Origin of the sequence: Glycomyces artemisiae (assembly GCF_003002955.1) — a bacterium.
GTDB classification, from domain to species: domain Bacteria; phylum Actinomycetota; class Actinomycetes; order Mycobacteriales; family Micromonosporaceae; genus Glycomyces; species Glycomyces artemisiae.
In genome coordinates this window covers 101,347-119,413 of sequence record NZ_PVTJ01000010.1, presented here as the reverse complement: position 1 = coordinate 119,413, position 18,067 = coordinate 101,347, and the positions used below count along the sequence as shown (strand labels likewise).

Here is an 18,067-nt window from a genome sequence, read left to right as displayed (position 1 = left end):
GTCGCAGTGGGAGCCCCTTCCTTATGCGCTAGTTCAGGATTCGGCCTCCAGTTCGGCGTCGGCGCCCGTCACGGCGCCGTCGGCCACGGTGGCGGCGGCGGTCCCGGCCGCGTAGCCGGGGGCGCTCACCTCCAGGGTGCGGTCGCCGGGGTCGGTGAACAGGACGTACATGCCCGAGGCGTCGGTGATGGCGCCGGACCCGGAGGCCGGGTCGACGACGCGCGCGCCCTCGATGGGGGCGCCGGTGGCGGTGTCGGTGACGTGGCCGCGGACGAGCCCGCCGTCGAGGGCCTCGCAGCCGCCGACGCGCACGTTGTCGACCATCCACCAGTACGCCCAGGTCGCGTTGTCGGTGAAGTGGAACTTGAGCTGGACGGCGGTCTGGTCGGCCCATTCGGTGAGGTCGACGGTCTCGACCGTGGCTTCGAGGTCCTCGTTGGTGTACCAGACCTGCTCCCAGGTGGCGCCGCCGTCGGCGCTCAGGAGCACTTCGGCCTCGGAGCCGATGCCGCCGTCGACGAAGAAGTTCGCCCACGACAGCGTCGGTTCGCTCGCGGCGCTGAGGTCGAACGGCGCCGTGATGAGGTCGGTGTCGGTGAGGGCCTCGATGTCGGAGGCGTCGGAGTTGGCCTCGGCGTACCCGCCGGAGCCGGGCGTCATGTTGCCGTAGCCCCACGGGTCGTCGAAGACCCACGGGAAGTCGTCGTCGCCGTTGTTGACGACCTCCCAGCCGGTGGGCGCCGCGAGGGTCTCGAAGCGCTCGTCCAGTGTGGTGGACCCGAAGCCGGGCGCGAGGCACCCGTCCGCGGTCGGCACCTCGATGAGGGCCGCATCGTCCGGGTCGACGGTGACGGTCTCATAACCGGGGTAAGCGGTCTCGACGGTGAGCGGCCAGTCCCCTTCGTCGGGGATGACGAGGCTGTACTCGCCGGTGAGCGGGTCGGTGTCGGCGACGGCCTCGCCTGCGGCGGTCGAGACGGTGGCGTCGAGCGGCCAGCCCTGGCCGCCGCCGTCCACGACTTGGCCTGCGACGGTGCGGGTCTCCAGAAGCTCCATCTCTGTGTCGAACACGGCGGCCGCGTTGCGGTTGACGCGGACGGTGCCGGTGGCGTCGCCGTACAGGAACTTCGTGGCGCTCACGCGGTACCGCCCGGCGGGGATGCGCTCGAACGCGTACTCGCCGTCGGCGTTCGTGGTGGCCTCGCGGACGACGCCGCCTTCGAAGACGAGCCGGGCCCCGGCGACGGGGTCGCCGTGCTGGTCGGTCACCGTGCCCGAGAGGGACCCGAACTTGCCCGCGGGCGCTTCGTCCACGGCGTCCTCGACGTCGATGCGGCCGTGCCCGTACACGTTGTTGGCCTCGTCGTCGCCGGTGCACTGGTCGTCGGGGGTGTCGACGGCGGTGCCGGTGATCGTCTCGTAGACCGCCTCGTAATCGCCCTCCAATGTGGGCGAAGCGGACATGAGGAGCGCGATCGCGCCCGCGACATGCGGTGCGGCCATCGAGGTCCCGTCGCCGAGCCCGTACTCGTCGCCGGGGAGCGAGGAGCGGACGGCGACGCCGGGCGCGGACACGTCGGGCTTGAGCGTCCCGCCGAGGCCGTGGCCGCGGGAGGAGAACTCGGCGACCACGTGGTCCTCGTCGTAGGCGCCGACGGCGATGACGTTCTCGTACACGCCGGGGGTGCTCATGGTCAGGCACGCGGGCCCGTTGTTGCCCGCGGCGAACACCGGGATGATCCCCGAGGCGTGCCACAGGTCCACGACCTCGGCGTAGATCGGGTCGTAGCCCGGGATCGTGGTCCCCCACGAGTTGTTGACGACGTGCGGCGCCTTCAGCGGGTCGGGGTTGCGGCCCTCCGCATCGGTGGGCGCGGCGATCCACTGCCCTGCGAGGATGAGCGTCTCGATACTGGGGCAGCAGCCGTTGACGGCGATCCACTCGGCGTCGGGTGCGACGCCGATGCCGCCGTTGCCGACCATGGTGCCCATGGTGTGGGTGCCGTGGCCGTCGTCGTCGCAGGGCGCGTCGCCTGCGCACACGTCCTGGATGTCGTAGAAGTTGTAGTCGTGCGTGTAGGTGCCGTCGCCGTTGTTGCCGCGGTAGGAGTCGGCGAGCGCGGGATGGTCGTACTGGACGCCGGTGTCGATGGAGGCGACGGTGATGCCCTCGCCGGTGAAGCCCTCGTCCCAGACCTCGGGGGCGCCGACGTCGGCGACGCCCCATTCCACGGCCGCGGTCTGCACGGCGTCCCAGGTCTGGAAGCCGCCGCCCGCCTCGTCCTTGCCGTCGGGGGCGACGGGCTCGATCATGTCGTACTCGGGTGCGGCGACGACCGCTTCGACGGTGTCGAGCGCGGCGAGGTCGGCGAGGAGGTCCTCGTCGGCCTGGACCTTGATCGTCGATGCGCCCCAGTAGGACTCGTAGTCGGCGCCCGCGGCGTCGAGCACGTCGACGGCGTCGCGCTGCGAGGTCTCGGCGTAGGCCTTGGCGGCGGCGACGGCCGCGGCGCCCTTCTGCTCCTTCGCGGCGGCGTCGAACGCGGCGCCGTAGTCGGGGGACCCGGTGAAGAGGAGCCACGCTTCGGCGTCCCCTTCGGCGCCGATCTCGGCGAGGATCTCGGGGGCGGTCTTCTCCACGACCAGGGCCGCTTCGGTGTCCTGGGCGGCCGCGCCGGTCGCGAGACCGGCGGGGACCAGCGCGCCCGCGAGGGCGGCGGCGAGGATGCGGCGCGTGCGCCGCGGTGCAACTGTCACGAACTCTCCTTGGGGGGATGGCCCCGGCGGCGCCGGGGCCGTTTGGGTGTGCTGTCCGGAGTAGTGGGTTTGGTGACTATTGACATGTTGGCAGGGGTAGCTCCACTTTGGGGTCCCCAACGGACGTACGCCCCGAAGGCCGGTTGCGGTTGCATTCGATCGGTTTTAGGCACATGGAAAAGCCCCCTGCCGCGGTGCGGCAGGGGGCGGGTGTTCACTCAGGTCTCAGCAGTTCAGCTCCTCCAGGGTGAAGCTCAGGTCGGCGGTGTCGCCGGCCGGGAGCGCGAGGCTCCCGAAGTCGGCGGCGTAGCCGTCCTTGGAGGCGATGATCGTGAAGTCGCCCTCGGGGAACCAGTAGGAGTAGTCGCCGTTGTCGTCGGTCCAGAAGTGGAACCGGTCGCCGTCGGCGCCGCGGACCTGGACCTGGACGTCGCCGAGCGGGACGGTGTCGCCCTCGCAGGTGGCGGCCAGGACCGTCCCGGTGACCTTGCCCTGCTCGGCCGTGGGGACGACGAGCATGGACACGTCCACTGAGGGCGATTCGTTGGGGCTGACGTAGTTCGCCGTCAGCGTGGCCGTGTAGGTGCCCGGCTGGTCGACGCCCGCTTCAGCGGTGGCGCTGGTCTTCACCGTGACGGTGACGGTGGCCCCGGCGGGGACGGTGACCGCGTCGACGCTCGTGGTGAGCCACGAGGTGTCGCCGGGGTAGCCGTAGCCGAGGATCGCGAAGCCGCCGTCCGAGACCGAGAACGTGACGTCGCCGTCGGCGGTCCCGGTGTTGGTGAGCCGCAGGCGGGTCGACCAGGTCGCGCCCTGCTGGACGTAGGTGCTGACCGAGGTCGCCGAGATGCTGATGTCCGCCACGCCGATCGCGAAGTCCGCGGTCGTCACGGCGTCGGGGACGATCGCGACGTCTTCGGTGGCGGAGCCGTACTCGGCGACGACGGCCTTGAACTCGCTCGGGCCCGTGCCGGGCGCGAACGTCCAGTAGGAGCCGTCCTCGTCGGTGACGGCCGAGTAGCCGGACGCGGTGTGGGTGACGGTGGCGCCCGCGAACGGTTCGCCGGACTCCAGGTCGGTGACGGTGCCGCGCACCAGGCCGCCCTCGATGGCGGTGCAGTCGCGGGAGGTGCCGACGAACACGTCGTCGATCTCCCACCACCACGCCCACGTGGTGTTGTCGTTGTAGTGGAACTTCACCTGCGCGGCGGTGGAGTCGGCCCACTCGGACAAGTCGATCTCCACGGTCTGGTTGCGGGCGTTCGCGGTCGGGGCCCACACGGTCTCCCACGTGGCGCCGGCGTCGGGGCTGAAGAGGACCTCGGCGACGGTGTTGTAGGAGCCCTTGTAGTAGTCGGTCGCGAAGGACAGGACCGGCTCGTCGGCGGCGGACAGGTCGAACACCGGGGAGACGAGGTCGGAGTCGAGGAGCTTCCCGCCCGAGCCCTGCTCGTCGGAGTCGGCGATGGCGAACCCGCCGGAGCCGGGGGTGCGGTTGCCGCGCCCGCCGGGGTCGTCGAACGTCCACGGGTTCTGGGCGCGGTTGACGACGGTCCAGCCCGCGGGGGTCGTGCCGCCCTCGAAGCCGTTGCCGAGGGGCTCGTACCCGTAGCCGGGCGCGGTGCAGTCCTCGGTGATCGGCACTTCGATGACGAGGTCGTTCGCGGAGACGACGCTGGTGGTGACGGTCTGGTAGCCGGGGTAGTCGGCCTCGACCACCAGGTCCCACTCGCCGACCGGGAGGGTCAGCGAGAACTCGCCGGTCAGCGGGTCGGTCGCGGTCGAGACCTCGCCGCCTTCGGTGGAGACGGTGGCCGCGAGGGGCCAGCCGTGGCCGGAGCCGTCGACGACGGTGCCGCTCACGGTGGCCGAGTCGACGGCGGTGAGGACGGGGTCGAAGACCGCGGCCTGGTCCGCTTCGACGGTGACGGTGCCGGTGGTCTCGGCGTACCCGAACTTGTTCACCGTGACCGCGTACGTGCCGGTGGGGACGACGGGGAGCGCGAACGCCCCGTCCTCGCCGGAGGTGGCGCGGCGGGTGAAGTCGCCGGTGAACACCAGGTCGGCGTCGGCGACGGGCGCGCCGTCCTGGTCGGTGACGGTGCCCGAGACCGAGCCGGTGTCGCCGATCGGGGACGCGAGGACCGCCGCGAGCGCGTCGAGTTTGCCGTTGCCCCACACGTTGTTCAGTTCGGCGGTGCCGCCGCACTGGTCGTCGTCGACGGGCACGGCGGTGCCGGTGAGGGCCTCGTAGACGCCCTCGTAGTCGCCGTCGAGTGCCGGTGCGGCCGAGAGGATCAGGGCCACGGCGCCGACGACGTGCGGTGCGGCCATGGAGGTGCCGCTCTTGAGGCCGTAGCCGGTCCCGGGGATCGCGGAGCGGACCGCGACGCCGGGGGCGGCCAGGTCGGGCTTGACCTGCCCGTCGCGGCCGGGGCCGCGGGCGGAGAAGTACGCGATCTCGCCGGCCTCGTCGTAGGCGCCGACGCCGATCACGTTCGGGTACAGGCCGGGCGAGCCGGCCGACTCGCAGCCCTCTTCGCCGTTGTTGCCCAGGGACATCACGGGGATGATCCCGGCGGCGTGCCACAGGGCCACGACGTCCTCGTAGAACGGGTCGTCCACGGAGGCCGTGGTGCCCCACGAGTTGTTGACGACGTCGGGCGCCTTGGACGGGTCGGGGTCGGAGCCGTCGGCCTTGGTGGGCGCGGCGATCCACTGCCCGGCGTCCAGGAGCGCGTCGGCGCTGGGGCAGCAGCCGTTGACGGCGATCCACTCGGCGCCGGGGGCGACGCCGATCTGGTTCCCCGCGCCGTCGTCGCCGACCATGGTGCCCATGGTGTGGGTGCCGTGGCCGTTGGTGTCGCAGGGGGCGTCCCCGGCGCACGAGTTCGCGACGTCGTAGAAGTTGTAGTCGTGCGTGAAGGTGCCGTCGCCGTTGTTGCCGCGGTACTGGTTCACCAGGGCCGGGTGGTCGTAGTCGACGCCGGTGTCGATCGAGGCGACGACGACGCCGGTCCCGTCGTAGCCGAGGTCCCACACGTCGGGCGCGTTGATCGCGTCGACGCCCCATTCGGTGGCGGTGGTCCCGAAGCCGCTCTCGGGGACGGGGTCGATGAGCTCGTACTCGGGCGCCTGGACGAGGGCGTCCACATTGGCGACCTGCACGAGGTCGGCGACGAGGTCCTTGCCGCCGGTGGTGCGCACGGTGTTGGAACCCCAGTAGGATTCGTAGTCGGCACCGGACTGCTCCAGGAGGTCGATCACGTCCTTCTGCGAGGCCTCGGCGAACTCCTGAGCCGCTGCAACGGCTTCGGAGCCCTTCTCGGTCTTGGTGTCTGCTGCGAGGGCGGGGCTGAAATCGGGGGCTCCTTCGAAGCGCACCCAGATCTCGGCCTCGCCCTCTGACTCGATCGCCGTGAGGAGGTCGGCCGCGGCCTTGTCCTCGATGAGTGCGTCGGTGTCGGACTCGGCGAAGGCCGCGGTACCGGGCATGGCCGATACCAGCAGTCCCGCGGCCGCAGCCGCGAGCGCCCTGCGCCATCGTCGTTGCGGATTCGTCACGACGGCTCCTGTTCTGTTGGGCTCCGGGCGTTGGGTAGTGCCCGGAGTGGGGGGTCGAGCGGCGCCTCGCGTGGATGCGCGGACGCCGACGAGGACACGATTCCAGTCCACAAACGAACGCACAAGGCCCCACTTCGCACGGTTCGGTCACGCTTCGACAGAACTCCGGTAACGCGCCTTTGCGGCGCAGCGGGCGAAGGGCCCGAACCGGGAGTGAGCGGCAGAGCCCCTGAACTCGGGAGATTCCCGCGCAGCCCGGCGGAAGCGGGACGGCGCGGGACGTGAAGTAACGCTTCGTCAACACTCCGGAAACGGAACGTAGACCCAATCAAGTGATCAAGATCACAAACAAGGTTGCACAAAGTCGCTGGGGCGCTTGGGACTCACGTCGAGTAGTGGCCGCATTACCCCTTCTGCACCCCCAGGCACGCGAACGGCCCCCGCCCACTGTGGGCGGGGGCCGGAGCACTCGCGTCGGGAGGCTACTCGAACCCGCCGAAGTCGCCTCCGCCCCCGAAGTCCCCGCCGCCGAAGTCGCCCCCGCCGTAATCGCCGCCACCGTCGCCGCCCCCGTCCGCGGACGCGTCCGCGCCGCCGTCGGCGAAGCCGTCCTGGTAGCCGTCGGCGTACCCGCCCTCGATGGCGCCCATGGAATACGCGGGCGAGATCATCGCGTCGAAGATCATCATGCCCACGAGCGCGCCGCCCGCGCCCGCCAGCGCGGGCTGCCACCACGGCGTGTTGTACCAGCCGGACGGGACCGGGCGTCCGTCCACAGTGCCGCCCGGGTAGTAGTGGCGGTTCTCGTCGCTCGGGTTCGGCGAGCCGGTGTACCGGCGGCCCTCGACCTCGGCGCTCACCGGCTCGGTGAGCGCGCCGGTGCTGCGGTGGCCGCGCAGCTGCGGGATCTCGGGCCCGGGGTCGAGGTCCATGGCGGTGCGGGCGGCCCGCACGTAGTGGAGGCCCTCGATCGCGGTCTGGGCGGCGAGCCGGTACTGGTGGATCGTCTGCGCCTGCTCGATCTGGGAGCCGGTCGCGGTGTAGCGCTCGCCCGCGTCGGCGAGGGCCTGTGCGGCGGGCAGGTTGTCCCCCGGCGCCACGAGGTTCATCGTCTGGCCGCCGAGCCGCTCGTGCAGGCGGCGGGCCTCGGCCTGCGCGTCGGCCAGCTCGGCCTGGGCGCGCTTCTTGTTGGACTGGACGAGGAAGGCGATGACCAGGATGGCCACCACCAGGAGGGTCAACCACAGCAACATGTACCGACTCTACCTGCGGCCGCCCGCTTAGACTGGCCTCTATGACGTGGGTCCTATTGGCGGCGGTGTGCCTCGCGGCGGGCGGGGTCGGGGGGTGGTTCGCCGGGCGGTCGCGCCAGGCGGCCGAGCTGGCGGCGGCGACGGCCCGCCTGGAGGCCGCCGCGGAGAACGAGCACCGGCTCGAAGCGACCCTGCGGACCGTGGCGTACGAGGCGACCGACCATTCGCGGGAGGCCGTCGGGCAGGTCCTCGCGCCGATCGCGGACACGTTGCAGCGCTACGAGACGCGACTGGGGGACGTGGAGAAGGCGCGCGTGGACGCCTACGCGCAGCTGCGCATCCAGCTCTCGGGCGTCGCGGACATCTCGGAGGGCCTGCGCGAGCAGACCGGGCGGCTCCTGGGCGCGCTCAGGTCCCCGCAGGTGCGGGGCCAGTGGGGCGAGGTGCAGCTGCGGCGGATCGTGGAGGCCGCGGGGATGGTCGAGCACTGCGACTTCTCCGAGCAGCACACCGGTTCGGTGGACGGGCGCGGCGTGCGCCCCGACCTGGTGGTGCGGCTGTCGGGCGGGCGGACGCTCGTGGTCGACGCGAAGGCCCCGCTCCAGGCGTACCTCCAGGCCCTCGAAGTCGAGGACGAGGCGGCGAGGGACCAGCTGCTGAAGGCGCACGCGAAGCACCTGCGGCGGCACGCGGAGGCGTTGGCGGGCAAGGAGTACTGGCGGGCGTTCGACGACACGCCGGAGCTGGTGGTGCTGTTCGTGCCCGCGGACGCGTTCCTCGACGCGGCCCTGCGCGGGGACCCGCTGCTGCTGGAGGACGCGTTCGCGCGCGGCGTGGTCATCGCGTCCCCGGCGACGCTCATGGCGCTGCTGCGGACGGTGGCGCACACGTGGCGCCAGGAGGCTCTGGCGAGGCACGCGAAGGAGGTCCACAAGCTGGGCCGCGAGCTCCACGAGCGCCTCGGCGCGGTCGCGGGCCACTTCGCGCGGCTCGGCTCGTCCCTGGAGGCCGCGGTCGGGTCGTACAACGCGGCGGTCGCCAGCGTCGAGTCGCGGCTCCTGGTGACGGCGCGGCGCTTCAGCGAACTGGAGGTCGCGGGCGACCCGCCGGAGTCCCCGGCCCCGGTGGTGACGCCGGCCCGGCGCCCGTCCTGGGACGAGTTAGGCGCGCCCGGCGGCGCGGAGGTCGGTGACGAGTTCGCGCGGGAGCTGGAAGGTGATCTTCTCGGTGACCGGCTCGAACTCCTCGACGCTGGTGAACCCGCGCTGGGCGAGGTGCGCGAGGACGTCCTGCACGAGGTTGTCGGGCACCGACGCGCCCGAGGAGAGCCCCACGGTGGAGGCGCCGTCGAGCCAGTCCTCCTGGATCTCGTGCGCGAAGTCGATGAGGTGGCCGGAGCGCGCGCCGTGCTGGACGGCGACCTCGACGAGCCGCACCGAGTTCGAGGAGTTCTTGGAGCCGACGACGAGCATGACGTCGCATTCGGCGGCGATGTCCTTGACGACCTGCTGGCGGTTCTGCGTCGCGTAGCAGATGTCGTCGCTCGGCGGGCTCTGGAGCATCGGCAGGCGCTTCTTCAGCCGGTCGACGGTCTCCATGGTCTCGTCCACCGACAGCGTGGTCTGCGAGAGCCACACCACTTTCTCCGGGTCACGAATCTGGACGCCGTCGACCCCGTCGGGCCCGTCGACGAGCTGGATGTGCTCGGGGGCCTCCCCGGAGGTGCCCACGACCTCCTCGTGGCCCTCGTGGCCGATGAGCAGGATGTCGTAGTCCTCCTCGGCGTACCGGCGGGCCTCCTTGTGGACCTTGGTCACCAGGGGGCAGGTCGCGTCGATCGCCTTGAGGCCGCGCTCGGCGGCCTGGTCGTGGACCTCGGGCGCCACGCCGTGCGCGGAGAACACGACGACGGACCCGTGCGGGACCTCCTCGTTCTCCTCCACGAACACCGCGCCCTTCGCGGCGAGGGTGTCCACGACGTGCCGGTTGTGCACGATCTCCTTGCGCACGTAGACGGGAGCGCCGTAGAGCTCCAGCGCCTTCTCGACGGTCACCACGGCCCGGTCCACGCCCGCGCAGTACCCGCGCGGCTTGGCCAACAACACTCGCTTCGGGTCTGCCACGCCTCGATGGTAACCGGACGCCCGGTTTCGTCACACCCCCCAGTTACTCTGGCCACGTGACCGCCGCAGAGCAGAGCAGCGCAGCCCAGGGCCGGGAGGCACCGGCCGTCGGACCGGGCGCGCCGATGAGCGCCGAGAACCCGTGGCCGCTGCGGGTCGTGTCGAAGAAGATCGGCGACTGGCTGGCGCGGCTCGGGGAGGTGTGGACCGAGGGGCAGATCACCGAGATCAGCCACCGGGGCCGCACGGTGTACCTGACGCTGCGCGACCCGTCCGCCGAGGTCTCGATGCGGGTCGTCGACTTCACCGGCGCGGTCGCCGCGTGCGACCCGCCGCTGCGCGACGGCGCGCAGGTCGTCATCCGGGCGCAGGCGCAGTGGTGGGACAAGAACGGATCGCTGTCGCTGCACGTGCGCGAGATCCGGCAGGTCGGGCTCGGGGAGCTGCTCGCGCGGCTGGAGCGGCTCAAGAAGCTCCTGGCCGCGGAGGGCCTGTTCGCGGCCGACCGGAAGAAGCCGCTGCCGTTCCTGCCGTACCGGATCGGGCTCATCACCGGCCGCGCCTCCGACGCGATGCGCGACGTGCTGAAGAACGCGAAGGCCCGCCTCCCGTCCGCGGACTTCGAAGTCCGCGAGGTCGCCGTGCAGGGGCCGCGCGCGGTCACCGAGGTGTGCGCGGCGCTCGCCGAGCTCGACCGCGATCCCGACGTCGAGGTCATCGTCATCGCCCGCGGCGGCGGCTCGATGGAGGACCTGCTGCCGTTCTCCGACGAGACGCTGTGCCGGGCCGTCGCCGAGGCCGTCACGCCGGTGGTGTCGGCGATCGGGCACGAGCCGGACACGCCGATCCTCGACTACGTCGCCGACTGGCGCGCCTCCACGCCCACCGAGGCCGGGAAGAAAGTGGTCCCGGACCTCGCCGAGGAGCAGCGCGGCCTCAACATCAGCCGCACCCGGCTGCGCCAGGCCCTGAACGCGATGCTCGTGCGCGAATCCGACGCGCTCGCGGCGATGCGCGCGCGGCCGGTGCTCGCAAGGCCCGAGTCGATGCTGGAGGCCCGCTCGGAGGCGGTCGCGAACCTGGTGCACCGCATGCGGTCCCGCGTGGATTCGCGCCTGGAGCGGTCGGCGGACGAGCTGGAGCACCTGCGGGCGCGGCTGCGCACCCTCTCACCGCAGTCCACACTGGACCGCGGTTATGCGATCGTCACGGACACGGCGTCGGGGGCGGTCCTGCGGGACGCGGCCGACGCCGGGGAGGCCGTGGAGGTGCGCCTCGCGGCGGGCTCGCTGCGCGCGGCGGTCGTGGCGACGACGACGGAGACGGCAACGGACACGAGGGAGGACGACGCGTGAGCGACGAGCGGTTGACGTACGAGGAGGCCCGCGCCGAGCTGGTGGCGACGGTGGAGCGGCTGGAGGCGGGCGGGGCGACCCTGGAGGAGTCCCTGAAGCTCTGGGAGCGCGGCGAGGCCCTCGCCGACCGCTGCCAGTCCCACCTGGAAGGCGCCCGCGAGCGCCTCAAGGCCCGCACGGAACCCGAAGCGGGAGAAGACGAGGACTGATCGCGGGCGCTCGCCCGTCCGGGCGACATCCCGGCCCCGGGAGGCCGTTCTTGTCGGACCCGCCCGGCAGGATGGGCGCTACCCGTTCCCCGGGTGGGTGGGGGTTAGGGATGGCAGTACTCCCAGCCCACCCGCCCACGCCCTTCGGGCGGCGCGCGTCTAGGACGCGGCGGCGACGCCCGCCGCGAGGTCGTCGAGGTCGGCCGTGCCGTCGGTCTCGGCCGACAGCACGACCGTGGCGCCGTCGATGACCGCGACCCACGCCTCGCCGGAGTCGAGCTCGTAGGAGGCCCATTCGATCCCGGCGGACTCGACGGGCGTCCCGGCGCCGGTGAGGCCCTCGTCGACCTCGGTCGCGTCGCCGGAGGTCTCGGACATCTGGAGGCCGTTGCCGTCCGGCGAGTACCAGCCGGTGCGCAGCGTCGTCACGGTCCCGTCCGCGGCGAGGTGCGTGGAGATCGGCTTCCAGTCCTCCCCCAGCTCCGGCTCGATCGCGGGCAGGCCCAGGCTCGCGGCCGTCGCGTAGTTCTCGGCGGTGTCGACCACGCTCACCTGCCGGTCCTCGGCGAGCCAGCTCCACGCCCAGTAGAACAGGCCGAGCGGCACCAGCAGGACCGCCATCGACAGCGCCATGTCGCGCATCCGCCGCGGCTTGGGCCGCTTGGCCTTCGCGGACTCGGCGTTCGCCTCCGCGGCCGCCAGGGCCTCGATGTCGACCTCTGCGGCGCCCTTGACCTCTTCGCTGGACATGCCCCCATCCTGGACGACCCCGCCGCGGCGCCGCGAGCCGCCCCGCCGCGGCGTGGCCCACGAGGCTCGACCCCGGCACCGGCCCGGCTCCGCCACGGGCCCGATGCGGCCGAACCGGGACGCACGCCGCCAACGAGGCGCGAATCCGACTTCCGGGCCCGCCAGGCACTGCAATAACCTTTCGGGCAGCGGCATCGCGCCCGACCGGAAGGAGCCCCCGTTGATCCTCGTGGCAGGCGAGAACGTCATCGACCTCGTGCCCGCGCCCGGCGGCGAGCTCCGCCCCACCTGCGGCGGCGGCCCCGCGAACACCGCCGTCGCCCTCGCCAGGCGCGGCATCCCCACCGCACTCGTCGGCTCCGTCGGCGGCGACCACTTCGGCCGCCGCGTGTGGCGCCGCCACATCTCCGCGGGCGTGCGCCGCGACTGGCTCCAGCGCACCGACCTGCCCTCGACGCTCGGCCTCGCCGTCGTCAACGGCGACGGCACCGCCCACTACGACTACTGGACGACCGGCACCGCCGACTTCGCATGGGAGGGCCGGGCCCTGCCCAAGCCCGACCCGGGCGCGGTCGACCTCGTCCACTTCGGGTCCCTCGCCGCGTACCTGGAGCCCTCCGCGCGCGCCATCGAGCACTGGGTCAACCGCGCCCGCGGCGCCGTGCCGATCACCTTCGACCCGAACATCCGCCTCAGCGCCATGGGCGAGGCCGCGAAGGTCCGCGAGCGCACCGAGCGGCTCGTGGGCCTCTCCACGCTCGTACGCGTCTCCGAACGCGACCTCGCCCAGATCTACCCGGGCGCCCCCGTCGACCGGGTCGCCCGCGAATGGCTCGAACTCGGGCCCGTCCTCGTCGTCGTCACCCTCGGCGACGCCGGGTCGGTCGCGTTCCACCGCAACCACACCACCGAGGCCACCGCCCCGCCCGTCGACCTCGTCGACGCGATCGGCGCGGGCGACGCCTACACCTCGGGCCTCATCGGCTGGCTCACCTCCGCGGGCTGGATGCGCCTCGACCGCCTCGCGTCCTGGGGCAACAGCACGGTGGTCGCCGCGGCCCTGCGGTACGCGAGCCAGATCGCCGCCCACGCGTGCACCGTCCCCGGCGCGCCCTGAGCCGCGCCGTCCACACGCCGGAAACCCGGACACGAGCGGCATAAACTGGACTCGTGTCACACCAGGAACTGCGGATCTGCATCGCCGAGGACGACCTCGACGCCGCGCTGCGCCTCGACGTCGGGCACGGCCTGACCTCGCGGCCCAAGCACCTCCCGATGCGCCTGCACTACGACGGCCGCGGCTCCCGCCTCTTCGGCGAGCTGACGCGGCAGCCGGAGTACTACCAGACCCGCAGCGAGCGCGCCGTCCTGCGCGACAACGCCGCCGGCATCGCCGCCTTCGGCACCGGACCGGTCTCCGTCATCGAGCTGGGCGCGGGCCGCGCCGAGAAGATCCGCCCCGTCCTCGACGCGCTCGCCGCGGCCGGGCGCCTGGAGGCGTTCTGGCCCTTCGACGTCGCCGAAGGCGAGGTCCGGGACGTGCTCGCGGAGCTGTCGGCGGCCTACCCCGGCGTGCGGCTCGGCGGGATCGTCGGCGACTTCACCCGCCACCTCTCCCAGCTGCCCGACACCGGGGCCGCGCGCCTCGTCGCGTTCCTCGGCGGCACCTTCGGGAACTTCACCGGCCCCGAGCGCGGCCGGTTCCTCCAGGACCTGCGCGAGGCCCTGCGCCCCGGGGACCGGTTCCTCGTCGGCGCCGACCTGGTCAAGGACCCGGAGGTGATCCTCGCGGCCTACAACGACGCCGCGGGCGTCACCGCCGAGTTCAACCGGAACGTCCTCGACGTCGTCAACCACCGCCTCGGCGCCGACTTCGAGCCCGCGCACTTCGAGCACGTCGCCCTGTGGGACGGCGGGACCGACACGGTCGACATGCGGCTGCGCGCCATGAAGCCGATGCGCGTCGCCGTCGCGGACCTGGACCTGGAGGTGTCGCTCGACGTCGGCGAGGAGATCCGCACCGGCATCTCCGTGAAGTTCCACCGCGGCGAACTGGAGTCGCAGCTGCGCGCCGCCGGGTTCGCGCCCGAGGCGTGCTGGACCGACGAGCGCGGCTGCATGGGCGTGTTCCTCGCCGAGGCGGCCTGAACGCGCATGGCGGCCGCGCCCGGCGGCTAGGGTGGCGGGCATGGGAGAGATCGTGCTCATCCGCCACGGCGAGACGACCTGGTCGGCCTCCGGCCAGCACACGTCCGTGACCGACCTCGACCTCACCGAACGCGGTGCGGCCCAGGCGAAGGCGCTCGCGCCGCTCCTCGCGGGCCGCCGCTTCGCCGCGGTCTGGTCGAGCCCGCGCAAACGCGCCCTGGTCACCGCCGACCTCGCCGGGCTCGACGTCGACGCCGTCATCCCCGACCTCGCCGAATGGGCGTACGGCGACTACGAGGGCCGCACCAGCGACGAGATCGCCGCCGCCGACCCCGACTGGTCGCTGTGGACCGACGGCGGCAAGGGGCCGGAAGGGGAGAGCCCCGCGCAGGTCGCCGAGCGCCTCGACCGGGCGCTCGCCGAAGCCGAACCGCTCCTCGTCCAAGGCGACGTCGCGTTCGTCGCCCACGGCCACAGCCTCCGCGTCGCCGCCGCCCGCTGGCTCGGCCGCCCGCCCCGCGACGGCCGCGACTTCACCATCGACACCGCCTCGATCGGCGCCCTCGGCTACGAGCACGGCGGCCACGCCGTGACCCTCTGGAACCTCACCGCCGAGGCCGTTGCCGCACAGGAATAAGCTGGGCGGTGCACTCGACGAAGGGGCACGCTCATGGATCCGGTTCTCGTCTCGATCGCCACCGCCGCAGCCGGGAAGCTCGCCGAAGAGGCGGCCCGCGGCATCGTCGCCGCCGGACGCTTCGTCAAGGAGCGGTTCGGCAAGGACGACGAGCGGGAAGCGGTCCTCATGCGCGCCGAGACCGGCCGCGTCCCCGTCGAGGACCTCGCCGCCGCCATCGAGGAGACCGCCGCCGCCGACCCCGCCTTCCTCGCGCAGCTCGAATCCCTCGCGGGCCGCAAGATCGAAGTGACGCAGGTGAACCAGGCCGGGCAGCAGGTCACGTTCCAGAACAACTTCTACAACGGCGCCCCGAGCAACGTCGTCCAGGGCGAGACGATCAACATCCAGAACCTCGGCTGACCCGCGGCATCAGGTAGCGTCCCGGTCCATGACCGAACCCCTCGCCCGCATCCCCGCCCGCACCTGGCTCCGGGCCTTCGCCGCAGTCCTCGCCGTGGAGCTCCTCGCCGTCGCCTTCGGCTGGGACGCCGTCAGGTGGGTCAGCAAGAGCGCCTTGACGCTCCTGCTCCTCGGCCACCTGCTCACCGCCGTCGCCCCGGGCCAGACCGCCGCCCGCCTGTTCGCGGCGGGCCTGCTGTTCGCCTGCGCCGCCGACATCGCGCTCCTGGTCGACGGCACGCCCGCGTTCCTCACCGGCATGGGCCTCTTCGCGGTCATGCAGGTCCTCTACATCGCCGCGTTCATCAAGCTCGGCGCCGTCCGCGCGTTCGCCGACCGCCGCGTCGTCCTCATCTGCTACTTCGCGTTCTGGGCCGGGCTCATCACCGCGCTGTGGACGGACCTCGGCCCCCTCGCCGCCCCCGTCGCGGTCTACAGCCTGCTCCTCGTCGGCATGGCCGCCCTCGCCGGAGTGCTCGGATTCTGGAACACCCTGAAGCACCCCCTCGGCTGGGGCGGCCTCCTCTTCGTCGTCTCCGACACCGTCCTCGGCCTCGGCGTCGCGGGCTACGACATCCCCGCCTCCGGCCTCGCCGTCATGTCCACCTACGCCGCGGCCCAGCTCCTCCTGACCCTCGGCGTCATCAGGTTCCTCAAGCGCCGGCGGCCGGCGCAGGCCTAGAGCGGGTCGATCCGCTTGAGGCGCTGCGTGGCCCGGGTGAGGACCACGTAGGCGACGCCCGCGCCGTGGGCGGCGGCGACCGCGTCGAGGTCGACGGCGATCACGGCGTCCCATTCGAGGCCCTTGGACTCCAAGGGGCCCACCAGCGTCACGCGGTCGTCGGTGACGACGGCGGCGAGCTCCGCGTGGCGGGCGTACGGGGCGATGACGCCGACGGTGCCTTCGACGGCGCCGAGGGCTTCGGCGACGGCGCTGGCGAGCTCGGGGAGGAGCGCGTCGGCGTCGACGGACTTGGACTCGACGGGGATGCCGGTCTCGCGCACGGCCTCGGGGAGGTCGATGTTGCGCAGGCGGGGCTTGGCCCACTCGGCGGCGTACTCGAAGACCTCCATGGAGTTCCGGTAGTTCTTCGTGAGGTGGAACTCGTGGATCTTGCCGCGCGGGACGGCGCGGCGGCGGGCGTCGGCCGACTCCTTGGGGCGCGGCCAGCTCGACTGGGCCTCGTCGCCGACGATGGTCCATCCGGCGGCGCGGCCGCGGCGCGACAGCATCCGCCACTGCATCGGCGAGAGGTCCTGGGCCTCGTCGACGATGACGTGCGCGTAGTCCTCGTAGAACGCGTCGCGGGCCTGGCGCTCGGGCCGGTCGTAGAAGCGGTCCTGAGCGGTCGAGACCTCCTGGATGCCGTCCCAGGAGCGGATGCGGTCCCTTCCGCGCGGCTGGGGCTTGACGCCGAGGAGGATGCGCAGCTCGTCGAGGAGCGCCACATCCGGGATGGAGAAGTCGGTCTCGCGCAGCGACGCGGCGACGGCCTCCACGGACTCGTGCTTGAGGTGCCCTTCGGCGGCGGACGCGAGGCGGCGCGGGTCGCCGGCCCAGCCGAGGACCTCGGCGGGGTCGAGGTCGGGCCACCAGTGGTCGAGGAACGTGAGGAACTCGCCGCGCGAGCCCACGTCGCGCGAGAACTTCGCGGGCTCGGCGTCGGGGATCCCCGGCTTGATCTTGCGCCACAGGGCGATGAGGAGCGCCCGGCCCGCCTCGGTCTTGGCGAGGTTGGGGCGCGGCTCCTTCTCGAAGACGCGGGCGCGGGCGGCGGCGAGCTCGGCGGCGTCGAGGCGGAACACGTCGCCGCGGTAGACCATGCGCAGCTCGTCGGGCGCGTCGGGCGGGGTCTGGCGGACCAGGCGGCGCAGGATCGGCAGCATGACGGTGCCGCCCTTGACGGCCGCGACCTGCGGCAGGTCCTGGCGGGTGGCCTCGACCCCGGCGTACAGCTCGCCGAGGGAGTACAGGGCGGCGGTCTCCTCGCCGAGGCTGGGGAGGACGCGGCCGATGTACTTCATGAACACCGCGGAAGGGCCGACGACGAGGATGCCCGCGGCCTCGTAGCGGCTGCGGTCCTGGTACAGCAGGTACGCGGCGCGGTGCAGGGCCACGACGGTCTTGCCGGTGCCGGGCCCGCCGGTGATGATCGTGGCGCCGCGCCCGGGCGCGCGGATCGCGGCGTCCTGCTCGGCCTGGATGGTCGCGACGATGTCGCGCATCCGCCCGGTCCGCTTGCGGCCCAAGGCGGCCATGAGCGCGCCGTCGCCGATCACGGGCAGGCGGTCGGCGGCGTCCTCGTTGAGCAGGTCGTCGCTGATCTCCTCGACCGAGCGGCCGAACGAGCGGATGACGCGCCGCCGGGCCACCTCCTGGCGGTCGACGGCGGTCGCGCGGTAGAACGGGGCGGCGGCGGGGGCGCGCCAGTCGACCAGGAGCGTGCGGTACTCCTCGTCGCGCACGCCGAGGCGTCCGATGTGGCGGACCTTCCCGTCGTCGAAGTCGAGCCGCCCGAACACGAGTCCTTCGTGCTGCGAGTCGAGGTCGGCGATGCGGCGGGCGGCCTGGTACACGAAGACGTCGCGCTCATAGCGCGCGCCGGGCACGGTGGCGGCGAGGTGGGCGTAGCCGGACTCGCGGTTGCCTTCGGCTTCGCCGCGGAGCACGTCGACCCGGCCGTAGACGCGGTCGACGAACGCCTGCTCGATCGCGATCTCCTGCTCGGGCGTGCTGGAAGGGTCGGGATCGGGCACGGCGTGGGACGTGTCGACGTCCTCCGCCGGGCGGGCGTCGGCGGGGCCTGGTTCCTGGGACACGGCGCTCCTC

The 18,067-nt window shown here is 72.7% G+C and carries 13 protein-coding genes and 1 pseudogene; 8 read left to right on the top strand and 6 right to left on the bottom strand.

Features of this window, described 5'->3' with window-relative positions; all coding sequences use genetic code 11:
- Positions 1-33 precede the first annotated feature (33 nt).
- The 3 genes from B0I28_RS22645 to B0I28_RS22635 form a co-directional block, all read right to left on the bottom strand.
- Positions 34-2,757, bottom strand: coding sequence for a S8 family serine peptidase (locus B0I28_RS22645; RefSeq protein WP_106366128.1), 2,724 nt, complete (start codon positions 2,755-2,757; stop codon positions 34-36).
- A 225-nt stretch (positions 2,758-2,982) separates the two neighbouring features.
- Complete coding sequence (locus B0I28_RS22640; RefSeq protein ID WP_146148203.1) at positions 2,983-6,321, bottom strand: S8 family serine peptidase; 3,339 nt, start codon at positions 6,319-6,321, stop codon at positions 2,983-2,985.
- Between the two features lie 482 nt (positions 6,322-6,803).
- Complete coding sequence (locus B0I28_RS22635) at positions 6,804-7,574, bottom strand: hypothetical protein (RefSeq protein WP_106366126.1); 771 nt, start codon at positions 7,572-7,574, stop codon at positions 6,804-6,806.
- Between the two features lie 41 nt (positions 7,575-7,615).
- Here B0I28_RS22635 and B0I28_RS28555 point away from each other — a divergent pair.
- Positions 7,616-8,746, top strand: a pseudogene (locus tag B0I28_RS28555) (DNA recombination protein RmuC); the annotation flags it as partial.
- Here the strand turns inward: B0I28_RS28555 and B0I28_RS22625 are convergent.
- Entirely contained in the window at positions 8,735-9,697 is a 963-nt protein-coding gene (locus B0I28_RS22625; RefSeq protein ID WP_219926932.1) for a 4-hydroxy-3-methylbut-2-enyl diphosphate reductase, read from the bottom strand. The pseudogene B0I28_RS28555 and the gene B0I28_RS22625 overlap by 12 nt on opposite strands.
- 125 nt (positions 9,698-9,822) lie before the next feature.
- Between B0I28_RS22625 and xseA the strand changes: the two genes are divergently transcribed.
- Both xseA and B0I28_RS22615 read left to right on the top strand, forming a co-directional pair.
- The gene (gene xseA, locus B0I28_RS22620) at positions 9,823-11,052 is read left to right on the top strand and encodes an exodeoxyribonuclease VII large subunit (protein WP_106366124.1); all 1,230 of its coding nucleotides are present in this window, start codon (positions 9,823-9,825) and stop codon (positions 11,050-11,052) included.
- Positions 11,049-11,261 (top strand): exodeoxyribonuclease VII small subunit, encoded by a 213-nt coding sequence (locus tag B0I28_RS22615; RefSeq protein WP_106366123.1) that lies wholly within the window; start codon positions 11,049-11,051, stop codon positions 11,259-11,261. Before xseA ends, B0I28_RS22615 begins: the two co-directional genes overlap by 4 nt.
- Positions 11,262-11,420: 159 nt before the next feature.
- Here B0I28_RS22615 and B0I28_RS27455 read toward each other — a convergent pair whose 3' ends face one another.
- Entirely contained in the window at positions 11,421-12,011 is a 591-nt protein-coding gene (locus B0I28_RS27455; RefSeq protein WP_181245911.1) for a DUF4245 family protein, read from the bottom strand.
- A gap of 229 nt (positions 12,012-12,240) precedes the next feature.
- Between B0I28_RS27455 and B0I28_RS22605 the strand changes: the two genes are divergently transcribed.
- The 5 genes from B0I28_RS22605 to B0I28_RS22585 are packed head-to-tail and all read left to right on the top strand — an operon-like array spanning position 12,241 to position 15,919.
- Positions 12,241-13,128: a carbohydrate kinase family protein gene (locus B0I28_RS22605; RefSeq protein ID WP_245889079.1), complete on the top strand. Its 888-nt coding sequence runs from the start codon at positions 12,241-12,243 to the stop codon at positions 13,126-13,128.
- A 53-nt stretch (positions 13,129-13,181) separates the two neighbouring features.
- The gene (gene egtD / locus B0I28_RS22600; protein ID WP_106366121.1) at positions 13,182-14,159 is read left to right on the top strand and encodes an L-histidine N(alpha)-methyltransferase; all 978 of its coding nucleotides are present in this window, start codon (positions 13,182-13,184) and stop codon (positions 14,157-14,159) included.
- A 40-nt stretch (positions 14,160-14,199) separates the two neighbouring features.
- Positions 14,200-14,796 carry a histidine phosphatase family protein gene (locus B0I28_RS22595; protein WP_106366120.1) on the top strand — a complete coding sequence of 199 codons (597 nt, stop codon included), beginning with the start codon at positions 14,200-14,202 and terminating at the stop codon, positions 14,794-14,796.
- Between the two features lie 33 nt (positions 14,797-14,829).
- A complete protein-coding gene (locus B0I28_RS22590; RefSeq protein ID WP_106366119.1) occupies positions 14,830-15,198 on the top strand; it encodes a hypothetical protein in 369 nt (122 codons plus the stop codon).
- A 28-nt stretch (positions 15,199-15,226) separates the two neighbouring features.
- Positions 15,227-15,919: a lysoplasmalogenase gene (locus B0I28_RS22585; RefSeq protein WP_106366118.1), complete on the top strand. Its 693-nt coding sequence runs from the start codon at positions 15,227-15,229 to the stop codon at positions 15,917-15,919.
- Here B0I28_RS22585 and B0I28_RS22580 read toward each other — a convergent pair.
- Positions 15,916-18,057 (bottom strand): HelD family protein, encoded by a 2,142-nt coding sequence (locus B0I28_RS22580; RefSeq protein WP_219926931.1) that lies wholly within the window; start codon positions 18,055-18,057, stop codon positions 15,916-15,918. The two genes, B0I28_RS22585 and B0I28_RS22580, sit on opposite strands and share 4 nt — an antisense overlap.
- Positions 18,058-18,067: the final 10 nt, after the last annotated feature.

What these genes read in the sequence shown, in the direction of transcription:
- B0I28_RS22635 (WP_106366126.1), bottom strand. Translation starts at nt 7,574, where the DNA reads ATGTTGCTGTGGTTGACCCTCCTGGTGGTGGCCATCCTGGTCATCGCC.
- xseA (WP_106366124.1), top strand. Translation starts at nt 9,823, where the DNA reads ATGAGCGCCGAGAACCCGTGGCCGCTGCGGGTCGTGTCGAAGAAGATC.
- B0I28_RS27455 (WP_181245911.1), bottom strand. Translation starts at nt 12,011, where the DNA reads ATGTCCAGCGAAGAGGTCAAGGGCGCCGCAGAGGTCGACATCGAGGCC.
- B0I28_RS22595 (WP_106366120.1), top strand. Translation starts at nt 14,200, where the DNA reads ATGGGAGAGATCGTGCTCATCCGCCACGGCGAGACGACCTGGTCGGCC.
- B0I28_RS22590 (WP_106366119.1), top strand. Translation starts at nt 14,830, where the DNA reads ATGGATCCGGTTCTCGTCTCGATCGCCACCGCCGCAGCCGGGAAGCTC.
- B0I28_RS22585 (WP_106366118.1), top strand. Translation starts at nt 15,227, where the DNA reads ATGACCGAACCCCTCGCCCGCATCCCCGCCCGCACCTGGCTCCGGGCC.